Annotated in this window: 17 protein-coding genes; 13 read left to right on the forward strand and 4 right to left on the reverse strand. The window is 68.0% G+C overall.

Annotated elements, in window-relative coordinates; genetic code table 11:
• The first annotated feature begins 107 nt into the window (after nucleotides 1-107).
• Complete coding sequence (gene sigI / locus SBI80_RS06545) at nucleotides 108-977, forward strand: RNA polymerase sigma factor SigI (protein ID WP_318973557.1); 870 nt, start codon at nucleotides 108-110, stop codon at nucleotides 975-977.
• On the opposite strand, the gene SBI80_RS06550 is transcribed toward sigI, so the two are convergent.
• The 3 genes from SBI80_RS06550 to SBI80_RS06560 all read right to left on the reverse strand — a co-directional run bounded on the left by SBI80_RS06550 (nucleotide 964) and on the right by SBI80_RS06560 (nucleotide 4163).
• The gene (locus SBI80_RS06550) at nucleotides 964-2694 is read right to left on the reverse strand and encodes a cytochrome c biogenesis protein DipZ (protein ID WP_318973558.1); all 1731 of its coding nucleotides are present in this window, start codon (nucleotides 2692-2694) and stop codon (nucleotides 964-966) included. The two genes, sigI and SBI80_RS06550, sit on opposite strands and share 14 nt — an antisense overlap.
• Nucleotides 2695-2824: 130 nt before the next feature.
• Nucleotides 2825-3382, reverse strand: coding sequence for a fasciclin domain-containing protein (locus SBI80_RS06555; RefSeq protein ID WP_318973734.1), 558 nt, complete (start codon nucleotides 3380-3382; stop codon nucleotides 2825-2827).
• 94 nt (nucleotides 3383-3476) lie between these two features.
• Nucleotides 3477-4163, reverse strand: coding sequence for a fasciclin domain-containing protein (locus SBI80_RS06560; RefSeq protein ID WP_318973559.1), 687 nt, complete (start codon nucleotides 4161-4163; stop codon nucleotides 3477-3479).
• A 173-nt stretch (nucleotides 4164-4336) separates the two neighbouring features.
• Here SBI80_RS06560 and dxr point away from each other — a divergent pair, with 173 nt between their 5' ends.
• The 8 genes from dxr (at nucleotide 4337) to SBI80_RS06600 (ending at nucleotide 13003) form a co-directional block, all read left to right on the forward strand.
• Nucleotides 4337-5542, forward strand: a complete 1206-nt coding sequence (gene dxr / locus SBI80_RS06565; RefSeq protein WP_318973560.1) for a 1-deoxy-D-xylulose-5-phosphate reductoisomerase — start codon at nucleotides 4337-4339, stop codon at nucleotides 5540-5542.
• The gene (locus tag SBI80_RS06570) at nucleotides 5539-6768 is read left to right on the forward strand and encodes a M50 family metallopeptidase (RefSeq protein ID WP_318973561.1); all 1230 of its coding nucleotides are present in this window, start codon (nucleotides 5539-5541) and stop codon (nucleotides 6766-6768) included. Before dxr ends, SBI80_RS06570 begins: the two co-directional genes overlap by 4 nt.
• Before the next feature lie 18 nt (nucleotides 6769-6786).
• A complete protein-coding gene (gene ispG / locus SBI80_RS06575) occupies nucleotides 6787-7950 on the forward strand; it encodes a flavodoxin-dependent (E)-4-hydroxy-3-methylbut-2-enyl-diphosphate synthase (RefSeq protein WP_318973562.1) in 1164 nt (387 codons plus the stop codon).
• A gap of 49 nt (nucleotides 7951-7999) precedes the next feature.
• Entirely contained in the window at nucleotides 8000-8854 is an 855-nt protein-coding gene (locus SBI80_RS06580; RefSeq protein ID WP_318973563.1) for a GNAT family N-acetyltransferase, read from the forward strand.
• A gap of 82 nt (nucleotides 8855-8936) precedes the next feature.
• On the forward strand, nucleotides 8937-10760 hold the full coding sequence (locus SBI80_RS06585) for a penicillin-binding transpeptidase domain-containing protein (RefSeq protein WP_318973564.1): 1824 nt from the start codon (nucleotides 8937-8939) through the stop codon (nucleotides 10758-10760).
• A gap of 30 nt (nucleotides 10761-10790) precedes the next feature.
• Nucleotides 10791-11390, forward strand: a complete 600-nt coding sequence (locus SBI80_RS06590; protein ID WP_318973565.1) for a DUF1707 SHOCT-like domain-containing protein — start codon at nucleotides 10791-10793, stop codon at nucleotides 11388-11390.
• Between the two features lie 61 nt (nucleotides 11391-11451).
• On the forward strand, nucleotides 11452-12312 hold the full coding sequence (gene map, locus SBI80_RS06595) for a type I methionyl aminopeptidase (RefSeq protein WP_318973566.1): 861 nt from the start codon (nucleotides 11452-11454) through the stop codon (nucleotides 12310-12312).
• 127 nt (nucleotides 12313-12439) lie between these two features.
• Nucleotides 12440-13003: an alpha/beta fold hydrolase gene (locus SBI80_RS06600; RefSeq protein WP_318973567.1), complete on the forward strand. Its 564-nt coding sequence runs from the start codon at nucleotides 12440-12442 to the stop codon at nucleotides 13001-13003.
• A 64-nt stretch (nucleotides 13004-13067) separates the two neighbouring features.
• On the opposite strand, the gene SBI80_RS06605 is transcribed toward SBI80_RS06600, so the two are convergent.
• Complete coding sequence (locus tag SBI80_RS06605) at nucleotides 13068-14624, reverse strand: amino acid permease (RefSeq protein ID WP_318973568.1); 1557 nt, start codon at nucleotides 14622-14624, stop codon at nucleotides 13068-13070.
• 214 nt (nucleotides 14625-14838) lie between these two features.
• Between SBI80_RS06605 and SBI80_RS06610 the strand changes: the two genes are divergently transcribed.
• The 4 genes from SBI80_RS06610 to SBI80_RS06625 are packed head-to-tail and all read left to right on the forward strand — an operon-like array spanning nucleotide 14839 to nucleotide 19080.
• Nucleotides 14839-16188, forward strand: coding sequence for a glutamine synthetase family protein (locus tag SBI80_RS06610; protein ID WP_318973735.1), 1350 nt, complete (start codon nucleotides 14839-14841; stop codon nucleotides 16186-16188).
• Nucleotides 16169-16945, forward strand: a complete 777-nt coding sequence (locus SBI80_RS06615; RefSeq protein ID WP_318973569.1) for a gamma-glutamyl-gamma-aminobutyrate hydrolase family protein — start codon at nucleotides 16169-16171, stop codon at nucleotides 16943-16945. Before SBI80_RS06610 ends, SBI80_RS06615 begins: the two co-directional genes overlap by 20 nt.
• Nucleotides 16942-18306, forward strand: a complete 1365-nt coding sequence (locus SBI80_RS06620) for an aldehyde dehydrogenase family protein (protein ID WP_318973570.1) — start codon at nucleotides 16942-16944, stop codon at nucleotides 18304-18306. Before SBI80_RS06615 ends, SBI80_RS06620 begins: the two co-directional genes overlap by 4 nt.
• Nucleotides 18307-19080, forward strand: a complete 774-nt coding sequence (locus tag SBI80_RS06625) for a 3-oxoacyl-ACP reductase (RefSeq protein WP_318973571.1) — start codon at nucleotides 18307-18309, stop codon at nucleotides 19078-19080. It begins immediately after the preceding gene.
• The last annotated feature ends 3 nt before the right edge of the window (nucleotides 19081-19083 follow it).

Genomic DNA, 19083 nt, shown 5'->3' on the forward strand with positions numbered 1-19083 from the left:
GGTACTTGCGGTGTTCACCTACGAGGACGGGTGGGCGGCCCGAAAAGTTACCTCGTCTGCAGCGGAGGCCGCTGTAACTTTCCGACCCCCCTGTTCGTCGTACCTGTATGGAGCGAAGGCGTCCGACCGACCGGACCGTCACGGCGGCCTGGCGGGAACACCGGCCCTATCTGGTCAATCTCGCCTATCAGATGCTGCGCGACGTGGGGGAGGCCGAGGACGTGGCGCAGGAGACGTTTCTCCGGTTGTCGCGCGCCGACGCCGACGACATCGCCGACGTCCGCGCCTGGCTGACCGTCGTCGCAGGGCGGTTGTGCATGGACCAGCTGAGATCCGCGCGGGCCCGGCTCGAGACCAAGATGGCACCCGAACAGGAGGCGGCCCTGGTCGACGTCGACGTCATCGGGGATCCGGCGGACCGCGTCACCCTCGACGACGAGGTGAGCTCGGCCCTGTTCGAGGTGCTGCGGCAGCTCAGCCCGTCCGAGCGGGTGGCGTTCGTCCTGCACGACGTCTTCTCGGTGCCGTTCGACGAGATCGCCGAGACGGTCGGCCGGCCGGCCGGTACCTGTCGGCAGTTGGCGCGCCGGGCCCGGGCGAAGTTCGCCGCGGCGAACTCGGCCCCGGTCGACGTCGCCGAGCACCGATCCGTGACGGAGGCCTTCATCACCGCCTGCGCCAACGGTGATCTCGGTGCGCTGACGTCGGTACTCGATCCCGACGTGTGGGGACGGGGGACCGTGCTCGCCGAGCCCGCACCGCCGCCCCAGGAGCTGCGCGGGCCCGAGGAGGTGGCCGTCAACCTGATGCGCTACCTGGGCACCCCCGTGACGGTGGTGTCCGGCCCGCCGGGACGGCCGATGCTGCTGGCGTTCGACCGCGGCCGGTTGTTCGCGGTCGTGGCGTTGACGATTCGGGGCGGCCTGGTGGTCGGCATCGAGGCCACCGCCGACCCGGCTGCCCTCAACCGTAGGTGAACGAGAACGCCTGCAGCCCCTTGCTCAGGCTCACGTCGACGTGCTCGGGCTGCCCGGTGCCGTCGGCGACGATCTGACGCATGTTCGGCGGCCCGCTGACCGGAATCGTCGTGGTCTTGCCGTTGCGCGTCACCGTGACGGTGCCCGTGCCGCCGACCACCAGATAGACGTCGCGGGCGTGGTAGTTCAACGCCAAGCCGGCGCCGTCCTCGAGCGCGGTGGCGCCCTGGTAGTCCAGGGCCCAGCGACCGCGCAGGGCGAAGGAGTCGGCGGCCAGCTGAGCGGGCAGGGCGAAACTGGCCTCCCCCTTGTCGTAGATCCCCTGGCCGCCGTAGTTGACCACCTTGCCGACGCTGAAGTACGTCTCGGGCGTCGTCGGTGCCGTCGGGGTGGTGTCGCGGCCGTCGGTGGCGGGAGGCAGGTCGACGTTCGGCTGCGCATCGGTGAGCAACTGACGGATCAGCCCCTCGGTGACGTCGTAGTCGCCCTCGCCGAACTTGACGTGACGCACGGTGCCGGTGGCATCGATGAGGTACTCGGCCGGCCAATACCGGTTCCGGTAGTTGGTCCAGGTCGACAGGTTGTCGTCCAGCGCGATCGGATAGTCGATCTTCAGGTCGGCGGCGCCGCTGGCGACGTTGGCGGCGACCTTCTCGAACCCGTACTCCGGTGAGTGCACGCCGATGACCTCGAGGCCCTTGTCCTTGTATGCGTCGTACCAGCCGACGACGTGGGGGATGGCACGCTGGCAGTTGATGCAGGAGTACGCCCAGAAGTCGATCAGGACGACCTTGCCGCGCAACGACTTCAGGTCGATCGGTGCCCCGCCGGGAGTGTTGAGCCACGCGGTGATGCCCTTGACGTCCGGCGCGGTTCCGCAGCTCTCCAGCTGCCTGCCACCGTTGGAGCAGTTCGACAGCTGGGCGTTCTGCTCGTTGACCAGACCGCCGAGGTTCAGCTTCTGGAGTTGATCCTCGCCGCCGACCTTCTCCTGCAGGGTCCCGGTGTAGTCGGGAATGGCACGCTGCAGCACGGCCGGCAGGTTGAACACCAGCGCCACCGCGAGCAGGATCGTCACCACCCCGGCGATCACCCGGATCTGGCGCTGTCGATTGCGAAAGGCGGCCACGCGCTGGGCAACCCGGCGTCCGGCGAGTGCGAAGAACAGCAGCGGCAGCGCGGCGCCGACGGCGAACGCCAGCGTCAGGGCCACCGTACTGGCACCGATGGTCCCGGTGGCTCCCGCCACGACGATCGCGGCCAGGACGGGGCCCGCACACGGCACGTACAGCACCCCGAGCGCCAGACCGAGCCCGAAACCGCTCTTGCCGCTGCCGAATTGGCGCTGCGGCAGCCTGGCGAACGGCTTCTCAAGAATCGCCTCGAACCGCGGAAAGATCAGGCCGAGGCCGATCGCCACCAGGGCGACGAGCGCCACCCACCGCACGGCATCCTGAGGCAGGTGCAGCAGCGACAGCAGCGCCGAGCCCAGCAGGGTGACGATGCTGAAGCTCAGCACCAGACCGGCGATCACCAGATACGGCCGAATGGTCTGCGCCCGCGATGGTGGCGCCACGGTCGCGACGGCGCCGCGATCGGCGGACGGGCCGACGCCCTGGGTGCCGGAGAAGAAGATGACCGGCAACACGGGCAGGATGCACGGGGAGATTCCGGTGATCAACCCGCCGAGGAAGCCGATCGCGATCAGTGTGAGCATGTCTTCCATTCGTTGCCGCGGAGGTATCGGATCGGTTGTCGGTCAAAGTCTTTCGTGCTCATCGGCGAAAGCCAACGAGGCGGCCCGGCATTGGGCCGGACCGCCTCGTCAGCGCTTGCTGATCGGTCGACTACATCGCCGGAGGCGCTGGCGGCATGAGGACCGTGTCGACCATGTAGACGGTCGCGTTGGCGGTCTGCACGCCACCACACACCAGACCTGCGTCGTTGATCTTCAGATCCGGACCCATCCCGGTGACGGTGACCTTGCCACCCTGAACCGTCTCGTGCGTGCCGACGACCTGCGCGGGGCTCAGCCGGCCCGGCACCACGTGGTAGGTCAGGATGCTGGTCAGCAACGGGGCGTCCGTCTTGAGCTTCTCGATGGTCGCGGGGTCGATCTTCTTGAACGCGTCGTCGGTCGGCGCGAACACGGTGAATTCACCACCATTGAGCGTGTCGACGAGGTTGACCTCCGGGTTGAGCTTCCCGGAGACCGCCGCGGTGAGGGTGGTCAGCATCGGGTTGTTCGACGCCGCGACCGCGACCGGGTCCATGGCCATCCCGGCAACCGAACCCGGTCCCGTCGGCACCTCCTTGGCGTAGGCCGCGCAGCTGTTGCCGACGAGGCCAGCGGCGGGGTCGGCCTGGGCGACGCCGGTCGAGGTGAGCAACGCGGCCACGGCCATCGCTGCGATCGATGCGCCGGTGACGGTCCTCTTGGTGTTCAGATTCATCATGTCGACTTTCGGTTGTGTTGAGTGAAATCGGTTGAGGGAAGCGTTACTTCGCCGGCGGCATCAGCACGGTGTCGACCATGTACACGGTCGCGTTGGCGGTGTGGACGCCACCGCAGACCAGGCCGGACTGGTCGAACTTGAGGCCTTCGCCCGAACCGGTGACGGTGACGTCGGCGCCCTCGACGGTCTTGTGGGTGCCGACGACCTGCGCGGGGCTGAGCTGACCCGGGATCACGTGGTAGGTCAGGATGCTCTTCAGCAGCGGGGCGTCGGTCTTGAGCTTCTCCAGCGTGGCGGCGTCGATCTTGGCGAAGGCATCGTCGGTGGGGGCGATGACGGTGAACTCTCCACCATTGAGGGTGTCGACGAGATTCACGCCGGGGTTCAGCTTGCCGGACACGGCGGACGTCAGCGTCGTCAGAAGCGGGTTGTTCGACGCGGCCGTCGCGACCGGATCCTGGGCCATGCCGGTCACGGAGCCGGGTCCCTCGGGAACCTTCTGGGCGTAACCCGCGCAGCCCGAGCCGACCAGGTCGGCGGCGGGATCGGCAGCGGCCGTGGCTGGCGAGCTCGTCGAACTGCTCATGACGCTGGAGGAGATGCTGCTGGCGCTGCTGGACACACCACTTGCGGTCTGACTGGCGGTATCGCTGGAACAGGCGGAGACGCCGAGCACGGCGACTGCGGTCAGGCCTGCCGCGGCAAACGCCTTGCGGTGAGATGCGTTCATGACGTGATCACTCCAATGTGGTTTGGGCCGGCGCCGTTCCGCCGTCCTCATGGGGCATTCGCGGTGACGCTGATCCCGGATGGGCCGGGGGACCGTACGTCACTTTCGCGTCACAATTCGGTGGGAATGTGCTGTGCGTCGGTCGCCATCGAGCGCAGGGGCACAATGGTTCGGTGACATCCGAAGCGCAGGAGCGCAGCGACTCGGGCCACGGCGCGCGGCTGCGCGTGGTGATCCTTGGCAGCACCGGTTCCATCGGCACCCAGGCGCTCGAGGTCATCGCCGCCAACCCCGACAGGTTCGAGGTGGTCGGGCTGGCCGCGGGCGGTGGCAATCCCGACCTGCTAGCCAAGCAGCGCGCCCAGACCGGGGTGTCCAACGTCGCGGTCGCGTCGGTCGCGGCGGCCGACCGCATCGGTGACGTGACGTTCTCGGGCCCCGAGGCGGCCACCCGGCTGGTGCAGGACACCGAGGCCGACGTCGTGCTCAATGCGCTGGTGGGGGCGCTCGGGCTGCGTCCCACGCTCGCAGCGCTCCAATCCGGGGCCCGGTTGGCACTGGCCAACAAGGAGTCACTCGTCGCCGGCGGTCCGCTGGTGCTCAAGGCCGCCAAGCCGGATCAGATCGTGCCGGTGGACTCCGAGCACTCCGCGCTGGCGCAGTGCCTGCGGGGCGGGGCGGCCGACGAGGTCGCGCGGCTGGTGCTCACGGCGTCCGGCGGCCCGTTCCGCGGATGGTCGGCGGCCGAGCTGGAAGACGTCACCCCCGAACAGGCGGGCGCCCACCCGACGTGGTCGATGGGGCCGATGAACACGTTGAATTCGGCGTCGCTGGTGAACAAGGGCCTCGAGTTGATCGAGACACACCTGTTGTTCGGCATCGACTACGACCGCATCGACGTCGTCGTGCATCCGCAGTCGATCGTGCACTCGATGGTCACGTTCTTCGACGGGTCCACGATCGCTCAGGCCAGCCCGCCCGACATGCGACTGCCCATCGCACTGGCGCTGGGCTGGCCGGCACGAGTACGCGGTGCGGCTCGTCCGTGTGACTTCAGCACGGCCTCCACCTGGGACTTCGAGCCGCTGGACGACGAGGTGTTCCCCGCCGTCGCGCTGGCGCGGGAGGCCGGCAGCAGGGGCGGTTGTCTGACCGCGGTCTACAACGCCGCCAACGAGGAGGCCGCCGAGGCGTTCCTCGCCGGGCGGATCCGATTCCCCGCGATCGTCCGGATCGTCGGTGACGTGCTGCGCGCTGCCGATCAGTGGGCCGCGGAACCGGCTACCGTGGAGGACGTACTCGACGCGCAAGACTGGGCGCGGGCACGGGCCGCGAGCGGCGTGACGAAGGCAGCACGGGAGGTCTTGGGAACCAGATGATGTTCGTACTGGGCATTGTGCTGTTCGCACTGGCCATCCTGCTGTCGGTGGCGTTGCACGAATGCGGACACATGTGGGTGGCGCGGGCCACCGGGATGAAGGTGCGTCGCTATTTCGTCGGCTTCGGTCCCACACTGTGGTCGACCAAGCGTCGCAACCGGCTCGGCTACACCGAGTACGGGGTCAAGGCCGTGCCGCTCGGCGGGTTCTGCGACATCGCGGGAATGACGTCGGTCGAGGAACTCGCCCCCGAGGACCGGCCGTACGCCATGTACCGCCAGAAGGTGTGGAAGCGCGTCGCCGTGCTGTTCGCCGGGCCTGCCATGAACTTCGTCATCGGCCTGGTGCTCGTCTACGGGATTGCCGTCGTGTGGGGGCTGCCGAACCTGCATCCGCCGACCACCGCGATCGTCGGGGAGACGGCGTGCGTCTCACCGGAGGTCACCAAGGGCAAGCTGGGCGAGTGCACCGGACCCGGGCCGGCCGCGCTGGCCGGCATCAAGCCGGGGGACACCGTCGTCAAGGTCGGCAGCACCGACGTGGCGACCTTCGAACAGATGGTGGCTGCGGTTCGCAAGCTCGACGCGCCGACGCCCTTCGTCGTGCAGCGGACCGAGAACGGCAAGACCACCGAGTTCACCACCACCGTCGACGTCACCCAGACCCAGCGGTTCGGCAAGGACGCCGACGCCGCGCCCACCAGGGTCGGTGCCGTGGGGATCGCGGCGGCGCAGTTCGAGCCCACGCACTACAACCCGCTGTCTGCGGCCCCGGCCACCGTCGCCTTCACCGGTGACCTGATGGTCGAGCTCGGCAAGTCGCTGGTGAAGATCCCCAGCAAGGTGGGTGCGCTGGTCGACGCCATCGGCGGGGGCGAGCGCGACAAGGAGACGCCGATCAGCGTGGTCGGGGCGAGCATCATCGGCGGCGAGACCGTCGACCACGGCCTCTGGGTGATGTTCTGGTTCTTCTTGGCGCAGCTGAACTTCGTGCTGGGCGTGGTGAACCTGCTTCCGCTGCTGCCCTTCGACGGCGGTCACATCGCGATCGCCGTCTACGAGAAGATCCGCAATATGATTCGCTCGGCGCGCGGCAAGGTCGCCGCCGCCCCTGTCAACTACCTCAAGCTGATGCCCGCCACCTACGTCGTCCTCGTCGTGGTCGGTGGCTACATGCTGTTGACCGTCACCGCCGACTTGGTCAATCCGATCAAGTTGTTCCAATAGCGTGAGAAGGAAGTCATCATGACCGTCGGTCTGGGATTGCCGGTACCGCCCCCGCCGACGCTGGCCCCGCGGCGCAAGACGCGCCAGCTCATGGTGGGCAACGTGGGCGTCGGTAGCGACTACCCGATCGCGGTGCAGTCGATGTGCACCACCAAGACCCACGACATCAACGCCACGCTGCAGCAGATCGCCGAGCTGACCGCGTCGGGCTGCGACATCGTGCGCGTCGCCTGCCCCCGGCAGGAGGACGCCGACGCGCTGCCCGCGATCGCCAAGAAGGCCAATATCCCGGTCATCGCCGACATCCACTTCCAGCCGAAGTACATCTTCGCCGCCATCGATGCCGGGTGCGCCGCGGTGCGGGTGAACCCCGGCAACATCAAGGAGTTCGACGGCCGGGTCAAGGAGGTTGCCAAGGCCGCCGGTGACGCGGGCATCCCCATCCGCATCGGCGTCAACGCGGGCTCGCTCGATCCACGGCTGATGAAGAAGTACGGCAAGGCGACGCCGGAGGCGCTCGTCGAGTCGGCGCTCTGGGAGGCCTCGCTGTTCGAGGAGCACGGCTTCGGCGACATCAAGATCAGCGTCAAGCACAACGATCCGGTCATCATGGTCGCCGCCTACGAGCAGCTCGCCGCGCAGTGCGACTACCCGCTGCACCTCGGCGTCACCGAGGCGGGTCCGGCGTTCCAGGGCACCATCAAGTCGGCGGTCGCCTTCGGCGCCCTGCTTTCCAAGGGAATCGGCGACACCATCCGGGTCTCCCTGTCGGCACCCCCGGTCGAGGAGATCAAGGTCGGCAACCAGATCCTCGAGTCGCTCAACCTGCGGCCGCGTGGTCTGGAGATCGTGTCCTGCCCGTCCTGTGGCCGCGCTCAGGTCGACGTCTACACGCTGGCCAACGAGGTCTCGGCAGGCCTGGAGGGGCTCGACGTCCCACTGCGCGTCGCGGTCATGGGGTGCGTCGTCAACGGTCCCGGCGAGGCCAGGGAGGCGGACCTCGGTGTCGCCTCCGGTAACGGCAAGGGGCAGATCTTCGTGCGCGGCGAGGTGATCAAGACGGTGCCGGAGCAGATGATCGTCGAGACCCTGATCGAGGAGGCCATGCGCATCGCCGCCGAGATTGGTGACGACCGAGACTCCCATGATGTCAGCGGTTCGCCCGTGGTGACCGTAAGCTGAAGTAGACCCTGTGAGCGGGGTCACCGCCATCGGCTCGTAGAAGGACCAGATGTCCGCTCCTCCGCTGTTTCGTCTCGCCGACGAGCGACGCGTCACGGTGGTTCGCGATGCCGCGGTGGTGCGGCATGTCCTCGACGAGGATCCCGTCGGTTCCTGCATGGTTGCTTCGCGGGTTGCCGATCACGGCATCGATCCAGCGGCCATCGGCGGCGAGATGTGGACCCGCCGCCGGCCCGTCGACTCGCTCTGCTTCGCCGGGGCCAACCTGATTCCGTTGCGCGGTGCGCGCGACGATCTGAATGCGTTCGCGGACAAGGCGATGAGCACGGCGCGCCGCTGTTCGTCGCTGGTCGGCCGGACCGAGCTGGTCATGCCGATGTGGCAGCGCCTCGAAGGGGCTTGGGGGCCAGCGCGTGACGTGCGGGACCACCAGCCGCTGATGGCACTGTCCAGCGCGCCGCAGTGCCCCATCGACCCGCAGGTGCGCCCGGTGCGCATCGAGGAGCTCGACGCCTATCTGGTGGCGGCCGTCGACATGTTCATCGGCGAGGTGGGCGTCGATCCGCGCATGGGTGACGGCGGCCGCGGCTACCGCCGCCGGGTGGCCGGGCTGATCACGGCGGGCCGGGCCTGGGCGCGCTTCGAACACGGTCAGGTGGTGTTCAAGGCGGAGGTCGGTTCGCAGTCACCGTCGGTCGGACAGATCCAGGGGGTCTGGGTGCACCCCGATTGGCGGGGCCGGGGACTCGGCGCCGCCGGCACCGCCGCGCTGGCGGGCGCGGTCGTGCGCAGCGGCCGCACTGCCAGCCTGTACGTGAACGGCTACAACACGGTCGCACGGGCGACCTACGACCGCATCGGTTTCACCCAAGTGGGCACGTTCGCGACCATCCTGCTCGACTGAGCCGAACCCGCTGGGCCAATAACGATCCGATCTCGGTGCGCCTCCACGCGTTGCGGTCCGTGCCCTCCTAACATCAGCCTCAATGGCAACACGAACCTCATCCGCATCACGGGTGACCGGACTCCTGACGGTCCTCGTCGTCATCGCAGCCGTTGGCGGCCTCAGTGCCTGCACCCCGAAACCCAACGGACCCGAACCGGTCGCGACGGCATTCTTCACCGCGCTGGCCAAGGGGGACACCACGGCCGCCGCCGCGCTCAGCGACCGGCCCGAGGTCGCCCGCACGGCGCTGAACCAGGCGTGGGCGGGCCTGCAGGCCACCAAGCTCGACGCCCAGATCCTCGGCTCGAAGTACGCCGAGGACACCGGCAGCATCTCCTACCGCTACACGTGGCACCTGCCCAAGAACCGGACGTGGACCTACGACGGTCAGCTCAACATGGTCCGCGACGAGGGGCATTGGCAAGTTCGTTGGAGCGCAACGGGATTGCACCCCAACCTGGGGGAGAACCAGACGTTCGCGCTGCGGGCCGACGCCCCGCCCCGCGCGTCGGTCAACGAACGCGGCGGCTCCGACGTGCTGCGTCCCGGCTTCCTGTACGGCTACGCGCTCGACGCCAAGGCGGCCGGCGGTGACCTGATGCCGACGGCGACGATCGTGGCCGACACCCTGCGGCGATTCGACCCGACCATGGACGCCCAGCGGCTGGCCGAGACCGCGAGCTCGTCGGCCAAGCCGCTCGACCTGATCACGCTGCGGCAGGCGGATCGCGACGCGGTGGCGCCGGCGATCGGCAACCTGCCCGGCGTCGTGATCACCCCGCGGCCCGAAATGCTGCCAACCGATGACCGGTTCGCGCCCGACATCATCAACCAGGTCAAGAAGTCGGTGGTCGACGAGCTCGACGGGAAGGCGGGCTGGCGGGTCGTCAGCGTCAACCAGAACGGCGCCGACGTCGAGGTGCTCGACGAAACCCCTGGCGCCCCAGCCCCTTCGGTGACCATCAGCCTGGACCGTGCCGTGCAGAACGCCGCCCAGGACGCGGTGGACATGGTGGGCAAGAAGGCGATGATCGTCGCCATCAAGCCGTCCACCGGGGACATCCTGGCCGTCGCCCAGAACGCCGCCGCCGATGCCGACGGACCCGCCGCGACGACCGGCCTCTACCCGCCGGGGTCGACGTTCAAGATCATCACCGCGGGCGCGGCGATCGACCGCGACATGGCAACGCCCAACACGCTTCTCGGCTGCCCCGGCCACATCGACATCGGCCAGCGGACCATCCCGAACTACGGCGGCTTCGACCTCGGCACGGTGCCCATGTCGCGGGCCTTCGCGAACTCGTGCAACACCACGTTCGCCGAGCTGGCCAGCCGGATGCCGCCGCGGGGCCTGACGACCGCCGCCGCGCAATACGGCATCGGCACCGACTACGTCGTCGACGGCATCACCACGGTCACCGGATCGGTGCCACCGACGGTCAACCTCACCGAGCGCACCGAGGACGGCTTCGGTCAGGGCAAGGTGCTGGTCAGCCCGTTCGGCATGGCACTGGCCGCCGCGACGGTCGCCGCGGGCAAGACGCCCGTGCCCCAGCTCATCGAGGGCAGCCACACCGAGGTCGCCGGTGACACCCCGACGATCACGCCCAAGATGGTCGACGGGCTGCGGCCGATGATGCAACTGGTGGTGACCAACGGCACGGCCAAGGAACTCAACGGCAGCGGCGACGTCCGCGGCAAGACCGGGGAGGCCGAGTTCAACGGGGGATCGCACGCCTGGTTCGCCGGCTACCGCGGTGACCTCGCCTTCGCCGCCCTGATCGTCGGCGGTGGCAGCTCGGAGTACGCCGTGCGGATGTGCAAGCAGATGCTCGGCGGTCTGCCCCCGGACTATCTGGCCTGAGTAGCCTGGTCCTGGGAAGGACGGGCATTCATGACCATCAACTCGGGAATCGGTTCGGACACGGGCGTAGAGGCAACCGTGCTGCGCATCTCGGACGCCGACCGCAACGGCACCCTGCGTCGCCTGCACAACGCGGTGGCACTGGGGCTCATCGACATCGGCGAGTTCGAGGAGCGCTCGGCGGCGGTCTCGCAGGCCCGGCTGCACTCCGAGCTCGGGGCGCTCGTCGAGGACCTGCCCGGCCCCGGCGCGATCGTCACGACCGCCACCGATCGCGTCGAACTGCGCGGTGTGCTCGGCTCGTTGAAGCGCCAGGGTGAATGGATCGTGCCCACCCGGTTGTCGCTGGTGCGGCGGATGGGGTCGATCGACCTGGACCTGACCAAGGCCCGCTTCGCCGGGCCGATCGTGGTGATCGAGCTCGACGTGAAGTTCGGGTCGGTGGACATCCGCCTGCCCGAGGGGGCCAGCGCGTCGATCGACGACGTCGAAGTGCTCGTCGGCAGTGCCCGCGACCACCGCAGGGACGCGCCGGCGGAGGGTTCGCCGCACGTGATCCTCACCGGACGCAGCGTGTGTGGCTCGATCGACATTCGCGGCCCGCGCAAGTCGCTGTTCAACCGCCGCTGACACCGACCCACCAGGTCGACGTCGGCGACGATGGTCGGGCAGTAGCGGTTACGCTGGGAGGATGTCCGTTCGCACCGCACTTCGCCCCGGCGAGCTGTCCCCGACGCTGCCGGTGCCCAAGTCGATCCCGCGCCCCGAGTACGCCTGGAAGGCCGAGGTTCGCGAAGGCACCGAGCCGTGGGTGCAGACCCACGAGGTGATCGAGAAGATGCGCGTCGCCGGGCGCATCGCGGCCAACGCGCTCGCCGAGGCGGGCCGGGCAGTGGCACCTGGCGTGACGACCGACGAGCTCGACCGGATCGCCCACGACTACATGGTCGACCACGGTGCGTACCCGTCGACGTTGGGCTACAAGGGCTTTCCCAAGTCCTGCTGCACCTCGCTCAACGAGGTCATCTGCCACGGCATCCCGGATTCGACCGTGATACAGGACGGCGACATCGTCAACATCGACGTCACGGCCTACCTCGACGGGGTGCACGGCGACACCAATGCCACCTTCCTGGCCGGCGACGTCTCCGAGGAGCACCGCCTGCTCGTCGAGCGCACCCACGAGGCGACGATGCGGGCGATCAAGGCCGTCAAGCCGGGACGGCAGCTGTCCGTCGTCGGCCGCGTCATCGAGGCGTATGCGAATCGGTTCGGCTACAACGTCGTTCGAGACTTCACCGGGCACGGCATCGGCACCACGTTCCACAACGGACTGGTGGTGCTTCACTACGATCAGCCCGCCGTGGAGACCGTGCTCGAGCCGGGCATGACGTTCACCATCGAGCCGATGATCAATCTGGGCGGGCTGGACTACGAGATCTGGGACGACGGCTGGACCGTCGCCACCATCGACAAGAAGTGGACGGCCCAGTTCGAGCACACCCTGGTGGTGACCGACGACGGCGCCGAGATCTTGACGCTGCCGGACTAGCGTCGGACGCCGGTCGATCGAATCGTCAAAGATCTGCTGCCGCAATCGTTTCTGGGCTTCGCAGCGCAAACGTCCGAAGGCCCCGAAAACCGGCACTCAAGATCACCGATCCCTGTAGCGTGGCGCAATGCCTTCGACTGTGCTGACCGTGGACGGGTTCCCGGCGACCGTCGACGTGTCCGGTCCCGAGAAGGGGTCGGCCGTCGTCCTCATCGGCGCCGCCAACCAGAGCCCGTCGGCCTACGAGGCGGTCTGCGAACGGTTGCACACCGCCTCGCTGCGCACCGTCGTCATCGCGCCGCATCCCAGGCTGAGCCCGAGGGGCGTCGTGGGGATCCTCGATTCCGTCGGCGTGCGCTGGGCACTGCTGGTGGGCGACCGCGTCGGGGGCGAGTTGGCCTGGGAGCTGGCCGCCACCCGGCTCGATCGGTTCATCGGGCTGGTGGTGGTGGACCGTGGTCATCCCCGCGTGCCCGATCACGCCGGCGTCGTCCGCAACGACGGCTGCCCACCGGTGGAGGTGAACACCACCGCCCTGGTCAGCAGCCCGGCCGCCAAGAACGTGGCCAGGGCCAGCCAGCGCTACGTGTACGGCGACTACCGGGTGGTCGAGTTACTCGGCCGGCGCAATGCCCACGAGTCGACCGCGCAGCTGGCCGCTGAGATCGTGCTGCGCACCAGCACCTGGTGACGACGGCACCGGGCCCCTCGGCCGTACGGCACGAGGGGCCCGGGGGTCTGGGGCGCCGCGCGACCTACGTCAGGTCGGCCACCTCGATCTGCTTGATCGGCCCGGTGAACCACTTCTTCACCGAGACGTGCCAGTAGATGAACAGCAGCACCAGCACGGCACCGACGAGGATCGGGGTGTAGTTCACGTACTTCCACTCGAAGCCCGGATCCCACGGCGCACCCAGGTTGGAGGTGGGGAACAGCGCGATGATCGAGGTGACGATGATCTCGATCAGCGCGACGGGCGCCATCCACTTGTGGTGGCCCCGCAGATTCCACTTGCCCACCGGGAACGCGTCGCCGGCCTTCCAGCGGTAGTAGATCGGCACCGCGAAGCACAGGTAGAGCCCCACGACGCCGATGGACACCACGGCGAAGAACGCGACCGGCACGGGTGCGCCGTTGATGTCGACCTGCACCAGGGCGGGCAGCGTGATGATCGCGGCGAGCGAGGCGGTGACGACGACGCCGTTGGCGGGAATCTTGTTCTTGCTGACCTTGGACCACAGCTGGTGGCCGGGCACGGCCCGGTCGCGGCTGAACGCGAACAGCATGCGCGACGCGCTGGTCTGGCAGGCCGTGGTGCAGAAGAACTGGCCGGCGGTCGAGATGAGCAGCACGATCGCCACCCACTTGGAGTCCATCGCCTGGGCGAAGATCACCGCGACCGCGCCACCGCCCTTGGTCACCCCGTCCACGTCCTGGACGGCGAACAGGAAGGCCAGCAGCAGGATGTAACCGCCGATGGCCGAGTAGAAGATCGAGCGCCAAATGCCCTTGGCCGCACCGTCGGCCGCGCTCATGGTCTCCTCGGAGAGGTGGGCGGAGGCGTCGTACCCGGTGATCGTGTACTGCGTGAGGATCGCCGAGATCGGCAGCACGAAGAACAGGAACCCGACGCCGGAGGTCGAACCGCCGAAGAAGCCGGTGTTGTTGACCGTCGTCGCGAACACGGTGCTGAAGCTGGCGTGCTGCTGCGGGATGAGGAACAGGATGAGGATGACGGCCGCGGCACCGGCGACGTGCCACCACACCGACACGTTGTTGATCACCGCGAGCAGGTGGCTGGAGAAGATGTTGATGACGGCCACCGCCACCAGGATGATCACGAAGATGATGAACGTCCTGGTCAGGCTGTAGCCGGCGAGCCAGCTCTCACTGAACGTGCCGAGCGTCAGGTCCAGGAAGGTGGCGCAGCCGTAGGCCACCGACGCCAGGATGGCGATGAGGCCGATCAGGTTGAGCCAGCCGGTGTAGAAGCCGGCCTTGGCGCCGCCGAGCTTGCTGGCCCACCAGTAGATGCCGCCGGAGGTCGGGTAGGCCGACACCAACTCGGACATGCACAGCCCGATGATGAGGATGAAGACCGAGATGATCGGCCAGCCCCATGCGATGGCGGCCGGGCCGCCGTTGTTCCAGCCGAGACCGAATGACGTGAAGCAGCCCGCCAGGATCGAGATGATCGAGAACGAGATGGCGAAGTTGCTGAAGCTGGACCACGTGCGGTTCAGCTCCTGGGTGTAACCGAGGGAGGCGAGGTGTCTCTCGTCCTCGGATAGTTCTTCGTGACCCTCTGGCACGGTGTTCTCCTTCTCGAGGCAGCGCTCGGGTGAACAGCGCTCGCTGAGTTGGAACAATAGAGTGGCAATGGACTTGTGTCCTACCTTTGGCGGTGACGGTTGTGTAAATCTGCGGGGGGAATGCCGGGTGTAGGTGGTCCAATGGTTGACTCACACCCAAGTTGGTCGGCTTCGAGAGGCAGAGCACGTGACTAAGGGAACGGCGCGATCCGGGATGCTGCAGCTGCCCGAGTTGGAGAAGCTGGTCGCCGAGGGTGCGGTGGACACCGTCATCGTGGCCTTCACCGACATGCAGGGCAGATTGACCGGCAAACGCATCACGGCCCGGCTCTTCGTCGACGACGTGATCGCCCACGGTGCGGAATGCTGCAATTACCTGCTGGCCGTCGACGTCGACATGAACACCGTGGACGGCTACGCCATGTCGAGCTGGGAGGCCGGCTACGGCGACATGGTGATGACGCCGGACTTCTCGACGCTGCGGATGATCCCGTGGCTGCCCGGCACGGCGATGGTGACCGCCGACCTCGGCTGGCACGACGGCAGCCCGGTGCGGCCCGCTCCGCGCGGCATCCTGCGCGCACAGCTCGACCGCCTGGCCCAACGGGGGATGGTCGCCGTCGCGGCGACCGAACTCGAATTCATGGTCTTCGACGACTCCTACCGCGACGCCTGGTCGAAGGGATATCGGGCGCTGACGCCCGCCACCGACTACAACATCGACTACGCCATGCTGGCCTCGACGCGGATGGAGCCGCTGCTGCGCGACATCCGCCGCGGCATGGAGGGTGCCGGGTTGTATTGCGAGGGCGTCAAGGGTGAGTGCAACCTCGGTCAGCAGGAGATCGGGTTCCGCTACGACGACGCGCTCGTCACCTGTGACAACCACACGATCTACAAGAACGGCGCCAAGGAAATCGCCGATCAGCACGGCAAGAGCCTGACGTTCATGGCCAAGTTCGACGAGCGTGAGGGCAACAGCTGCCACATCCACCTGTCGTTCCGGGGCGACGACGGAACGGCGGTCTTCGCCGACGACGAAGACCCGCTCGGCATGTCGCCGATGTTCCGCAGCTTCGTCGCGGGCCAGCTGGCCACTCTGCGCGAGCTGACGCTGTTCTACGCCCCGAACATCAACTCCTACAAGCGATTCGTCGACGGGAGTTTCGCGCCGACCGCCGTGGCGTGGGGCATGGACAACCGCACGTGCGCGTTGCGCGTGGTGGGCCACGGGCACGGCATGCGCATGGAGTGCCGGGCCCCCGGTGGCGACGTCAACCAGTACCTTGCGGTGGCAGCGTTGATCGCCGGTGGGTTGCACGGCATCGACCAGGGGCTGGAACTGCCCGAGGCATGCGAGGGCAACGCGTATACCAGTGGGGCGGACCGGCTTCCGACGACGCTGGCCGAGGCGGCCGCGTTGTTCGAACAGTCCACCGTGGCGCGCGAGGCGTTCGGCGACGACGTCGTCGAGCACTACCTGAACAACGCCCGCGTCGAGCTGGCCGCGTTCGGCTCGGCGGTGACCGACTGGGAGAGGCGTCGTGGTTTCGAACGGCTCTGATGCACCGCGCCGCCCGATCGTCGGGCTGACCACCTACCTGCAGCAGGCTCAGACCGGTGTCTGGGACGTCCGGGCCAGCTTCCTGCCCGCGGTCTACCTCGAGGGCGTCACGCTGGCGGGGGGCATCGCCACCCTGCTGCCGCCCCAACCGGTCGACGACACCGTGGTCGAGCGTGTGCTCGACGGCCTGGACGGGCTGGTGGTCACCGGCGGCCGCGACGTCGACCCGGCGGCCTACGGTCAGGCCCCGCACGAACGCACCGACGAACCGGCACGTGATCGTGACGCGTGGGAATTCGCCTTGGTACGAGGAGCATTGGCGCGCGAACTGCCCCTGCTGGGGATCTGCCGCGGCGCCCAGGTCCTCAACGTCGCACTCGGCGGCACCCTGCACCAGCACCTGCCCGACGTCGTCGGCCACTATCAGCACCAGCTCGGCAACGCGGTCTTCAACACCTCGTCGATCAAGACCGTGCCGGGCACCCGGTTGGCCGCCCTCATCGGCGAGTCGACCGATGCCCAGTGCTACCACCACCAGGCCATCGCCGAGCTCGGCACCGGCCTGATGGCGACCGCATGGGACACCGACGGCGTCATCGAGGCGGTCGAGCTGCCCGGTTCGACCTTCGTCGTGGCGGTGCAGTGGCATCCCGAGGAGCGGCTGGACGACCTGCGGCTGTTCGCCGGTGTCGTCTCCGCGGCCGCCGCCCACGCCTCGGGCAGAACCCAATTCACGTCTGAAAGGAACCCCGCGTGAGCACGTCCACCCTGATCAACCCGGCTACCGAGGAGGTGCTGCGCACCGTCGAGATGCTCGACGTCGCCGGTGTCGACGATGCGGTGGCGCGGGCGAAGTCCGCGCAGAAGCAGTGGGCCAAGCTTGCGCCGGCCGACCGGGCCGCTGCGCTCCGGTCGTTCGCGGCGCAGGTCGATGCCCACGTCGACGAGCTGGCGGCCCTGGAGGTGGCCAACTCCGGGCACGTCATCGGCAACGCCGAATGGGAGGCCGGCCACGTTCGCGACGTGCTGCAGTTCTATTCGGCCAGCCCGGAACGGATGTCCGGCAAGCAGATTCCGGTGGCCGGCGGGCTGGACGTGACGTTCAACGAGCCGCTCGGCGTCGTCGGGGTCATCGCGCCGTGGAACTTCCCGATGACCATCGCGTCGTGGGGGTTCGTGCCAGCGCTGGCCGCCGGCAACGCCGTGCTGGTCAAGCCTGCCGAGATCACCCCGCTGACCACCATGCGACTGGCCGAGCTGGGCCTTGCCGCGGGTCTGCCCGATGGTCTGTTCCAGACGCTGCCCGGCAAGGGTTCGGTGGTGGGGGAGCGTTTCATCACCCACCCGGACGTCCGCAAGATCGTGTTCACCGGGTCCACCGAGGTCGGCGTGAAGGTGATGGCGGGCGCCGCCCAGCAGGTGAAGCGGGTGACGCTGGAACTCGGCGGCAAGAGTGCCAACATCGTCTTCGACGATTGTGATCTGGCGGAGGCTGCCGCGACCGCACCCTACGGCGTGTTCGACAACGCTGGCCAGGACTGCTGCGCGCGCAGTCGAATCCTGGTGCAGCGCAACGTCTACGACAAGTTCATGGAGCTGCTCGAGCCCGCGGTCAAGGGCGTGGTCGTCGGTGATCCGACCTCGCGGGACAGCGAGATGGGCCCGTTGGTGTCGCGCCCGCACTTCGACACCGTCGCGTCCTACGTCCCGGATGACGCCCCCGTCGCATTCCGGGGCTCGGCCCCGACCGGACCTGGATACTGGTTCCCGCCAACGGTTCTCACCCCCAAGCGCACCGACCGTGCGGTGGCCGAGGAGATCTTCGGTCCCGTCGTCACGGTGCTCCCGTTCGAGGACGAGGCCGACGCCATCGCGCTGGCCAACGACACGCCCTACGGGTTGTCCGGCTCCATCTGGACCGAGAACCTGTCCCGGGCGATGCGGGTGTCGCGCGGCGTGGAATCCGGCAACCTGTCGGTCAACTCGCACTCGTCGGTCCGGTACAACACGCCGTTCGGCGGCTTCAAGGCCTCGGGGCTTGGCCGCGAGCTCGGTCCCGATGCGCCCCTGCACTTCACCGAAACCAAGAACGTCTTCTTCAAGATCGGAGAAATCTAGATGGACCTGACCGAGCGGCTCAAGGACAAGGTAGCCGTCATCACCGGCGGTGCCAGTGGCATCGGCCTGGCCACGGCCAAGCGCATGCAGGCCGAGGGCGCGATCGTCGTCATCGGTGACATCGATCCGGCTACCGGCAACAGCGTCGCCAACGACATGAACGTCAGCTTCGTCCAGGTCGACGTCTCGGATCAGGCCGCGGTCGACAACCTCTTCGACACCGCCGTCGAGTTGCACGGAGGCGTCGACATCGCGTTCAACAACGCGGGCATCAGCCCGCCGGAGGACGATCTCATCGACGTCACCGGCATCGACGCGTGGGACCGGGTGCAGGACATCAACCTCAAGTCGGTGTTCTTCTGCTGCAAGGCGGCGTTGCGTCACATGGTCCCCGCGCAGAAGGGCTCGATCGTCAACACCGCGTCGTTCGTTGCGGTGAACGGATCGGCGACCTCGCAGATCTCCTACACCGCCTCCAAGGGTGGCGTGCTAGCGATGTCACGCGAACTCGGAATCCAGTACGCGCGCCAGGGCATTCGCGTCAACGCGCTGTGCCCGGGCCCGGTGAACACCCCGCTGCTGCAGGAGCTGTTCGCCAAGGATCCGGAGCGGGCGGCGCGCCGGCTGGTGCACGTACCGATGGGTCGCTTCGCCGAGCCCACCGAACTCGCCGCCGCGGTGGCGTTCCTCGCCAGCGACGACGCGTCGTTCATCACCGGGTCGACGTTCCTGGTCGACGGGGGCATCACCGGGCACTACGTGACGCCGCTGTGACGA

This window comes from Mycolicibacterium sichuanense (assembly GCF_033741125.1).
Lineage (GTDB): Bacteria > Actinomycetota > Actinomycetes > Mycobacteriales > Mycobacteriaceae > Mycobacterium.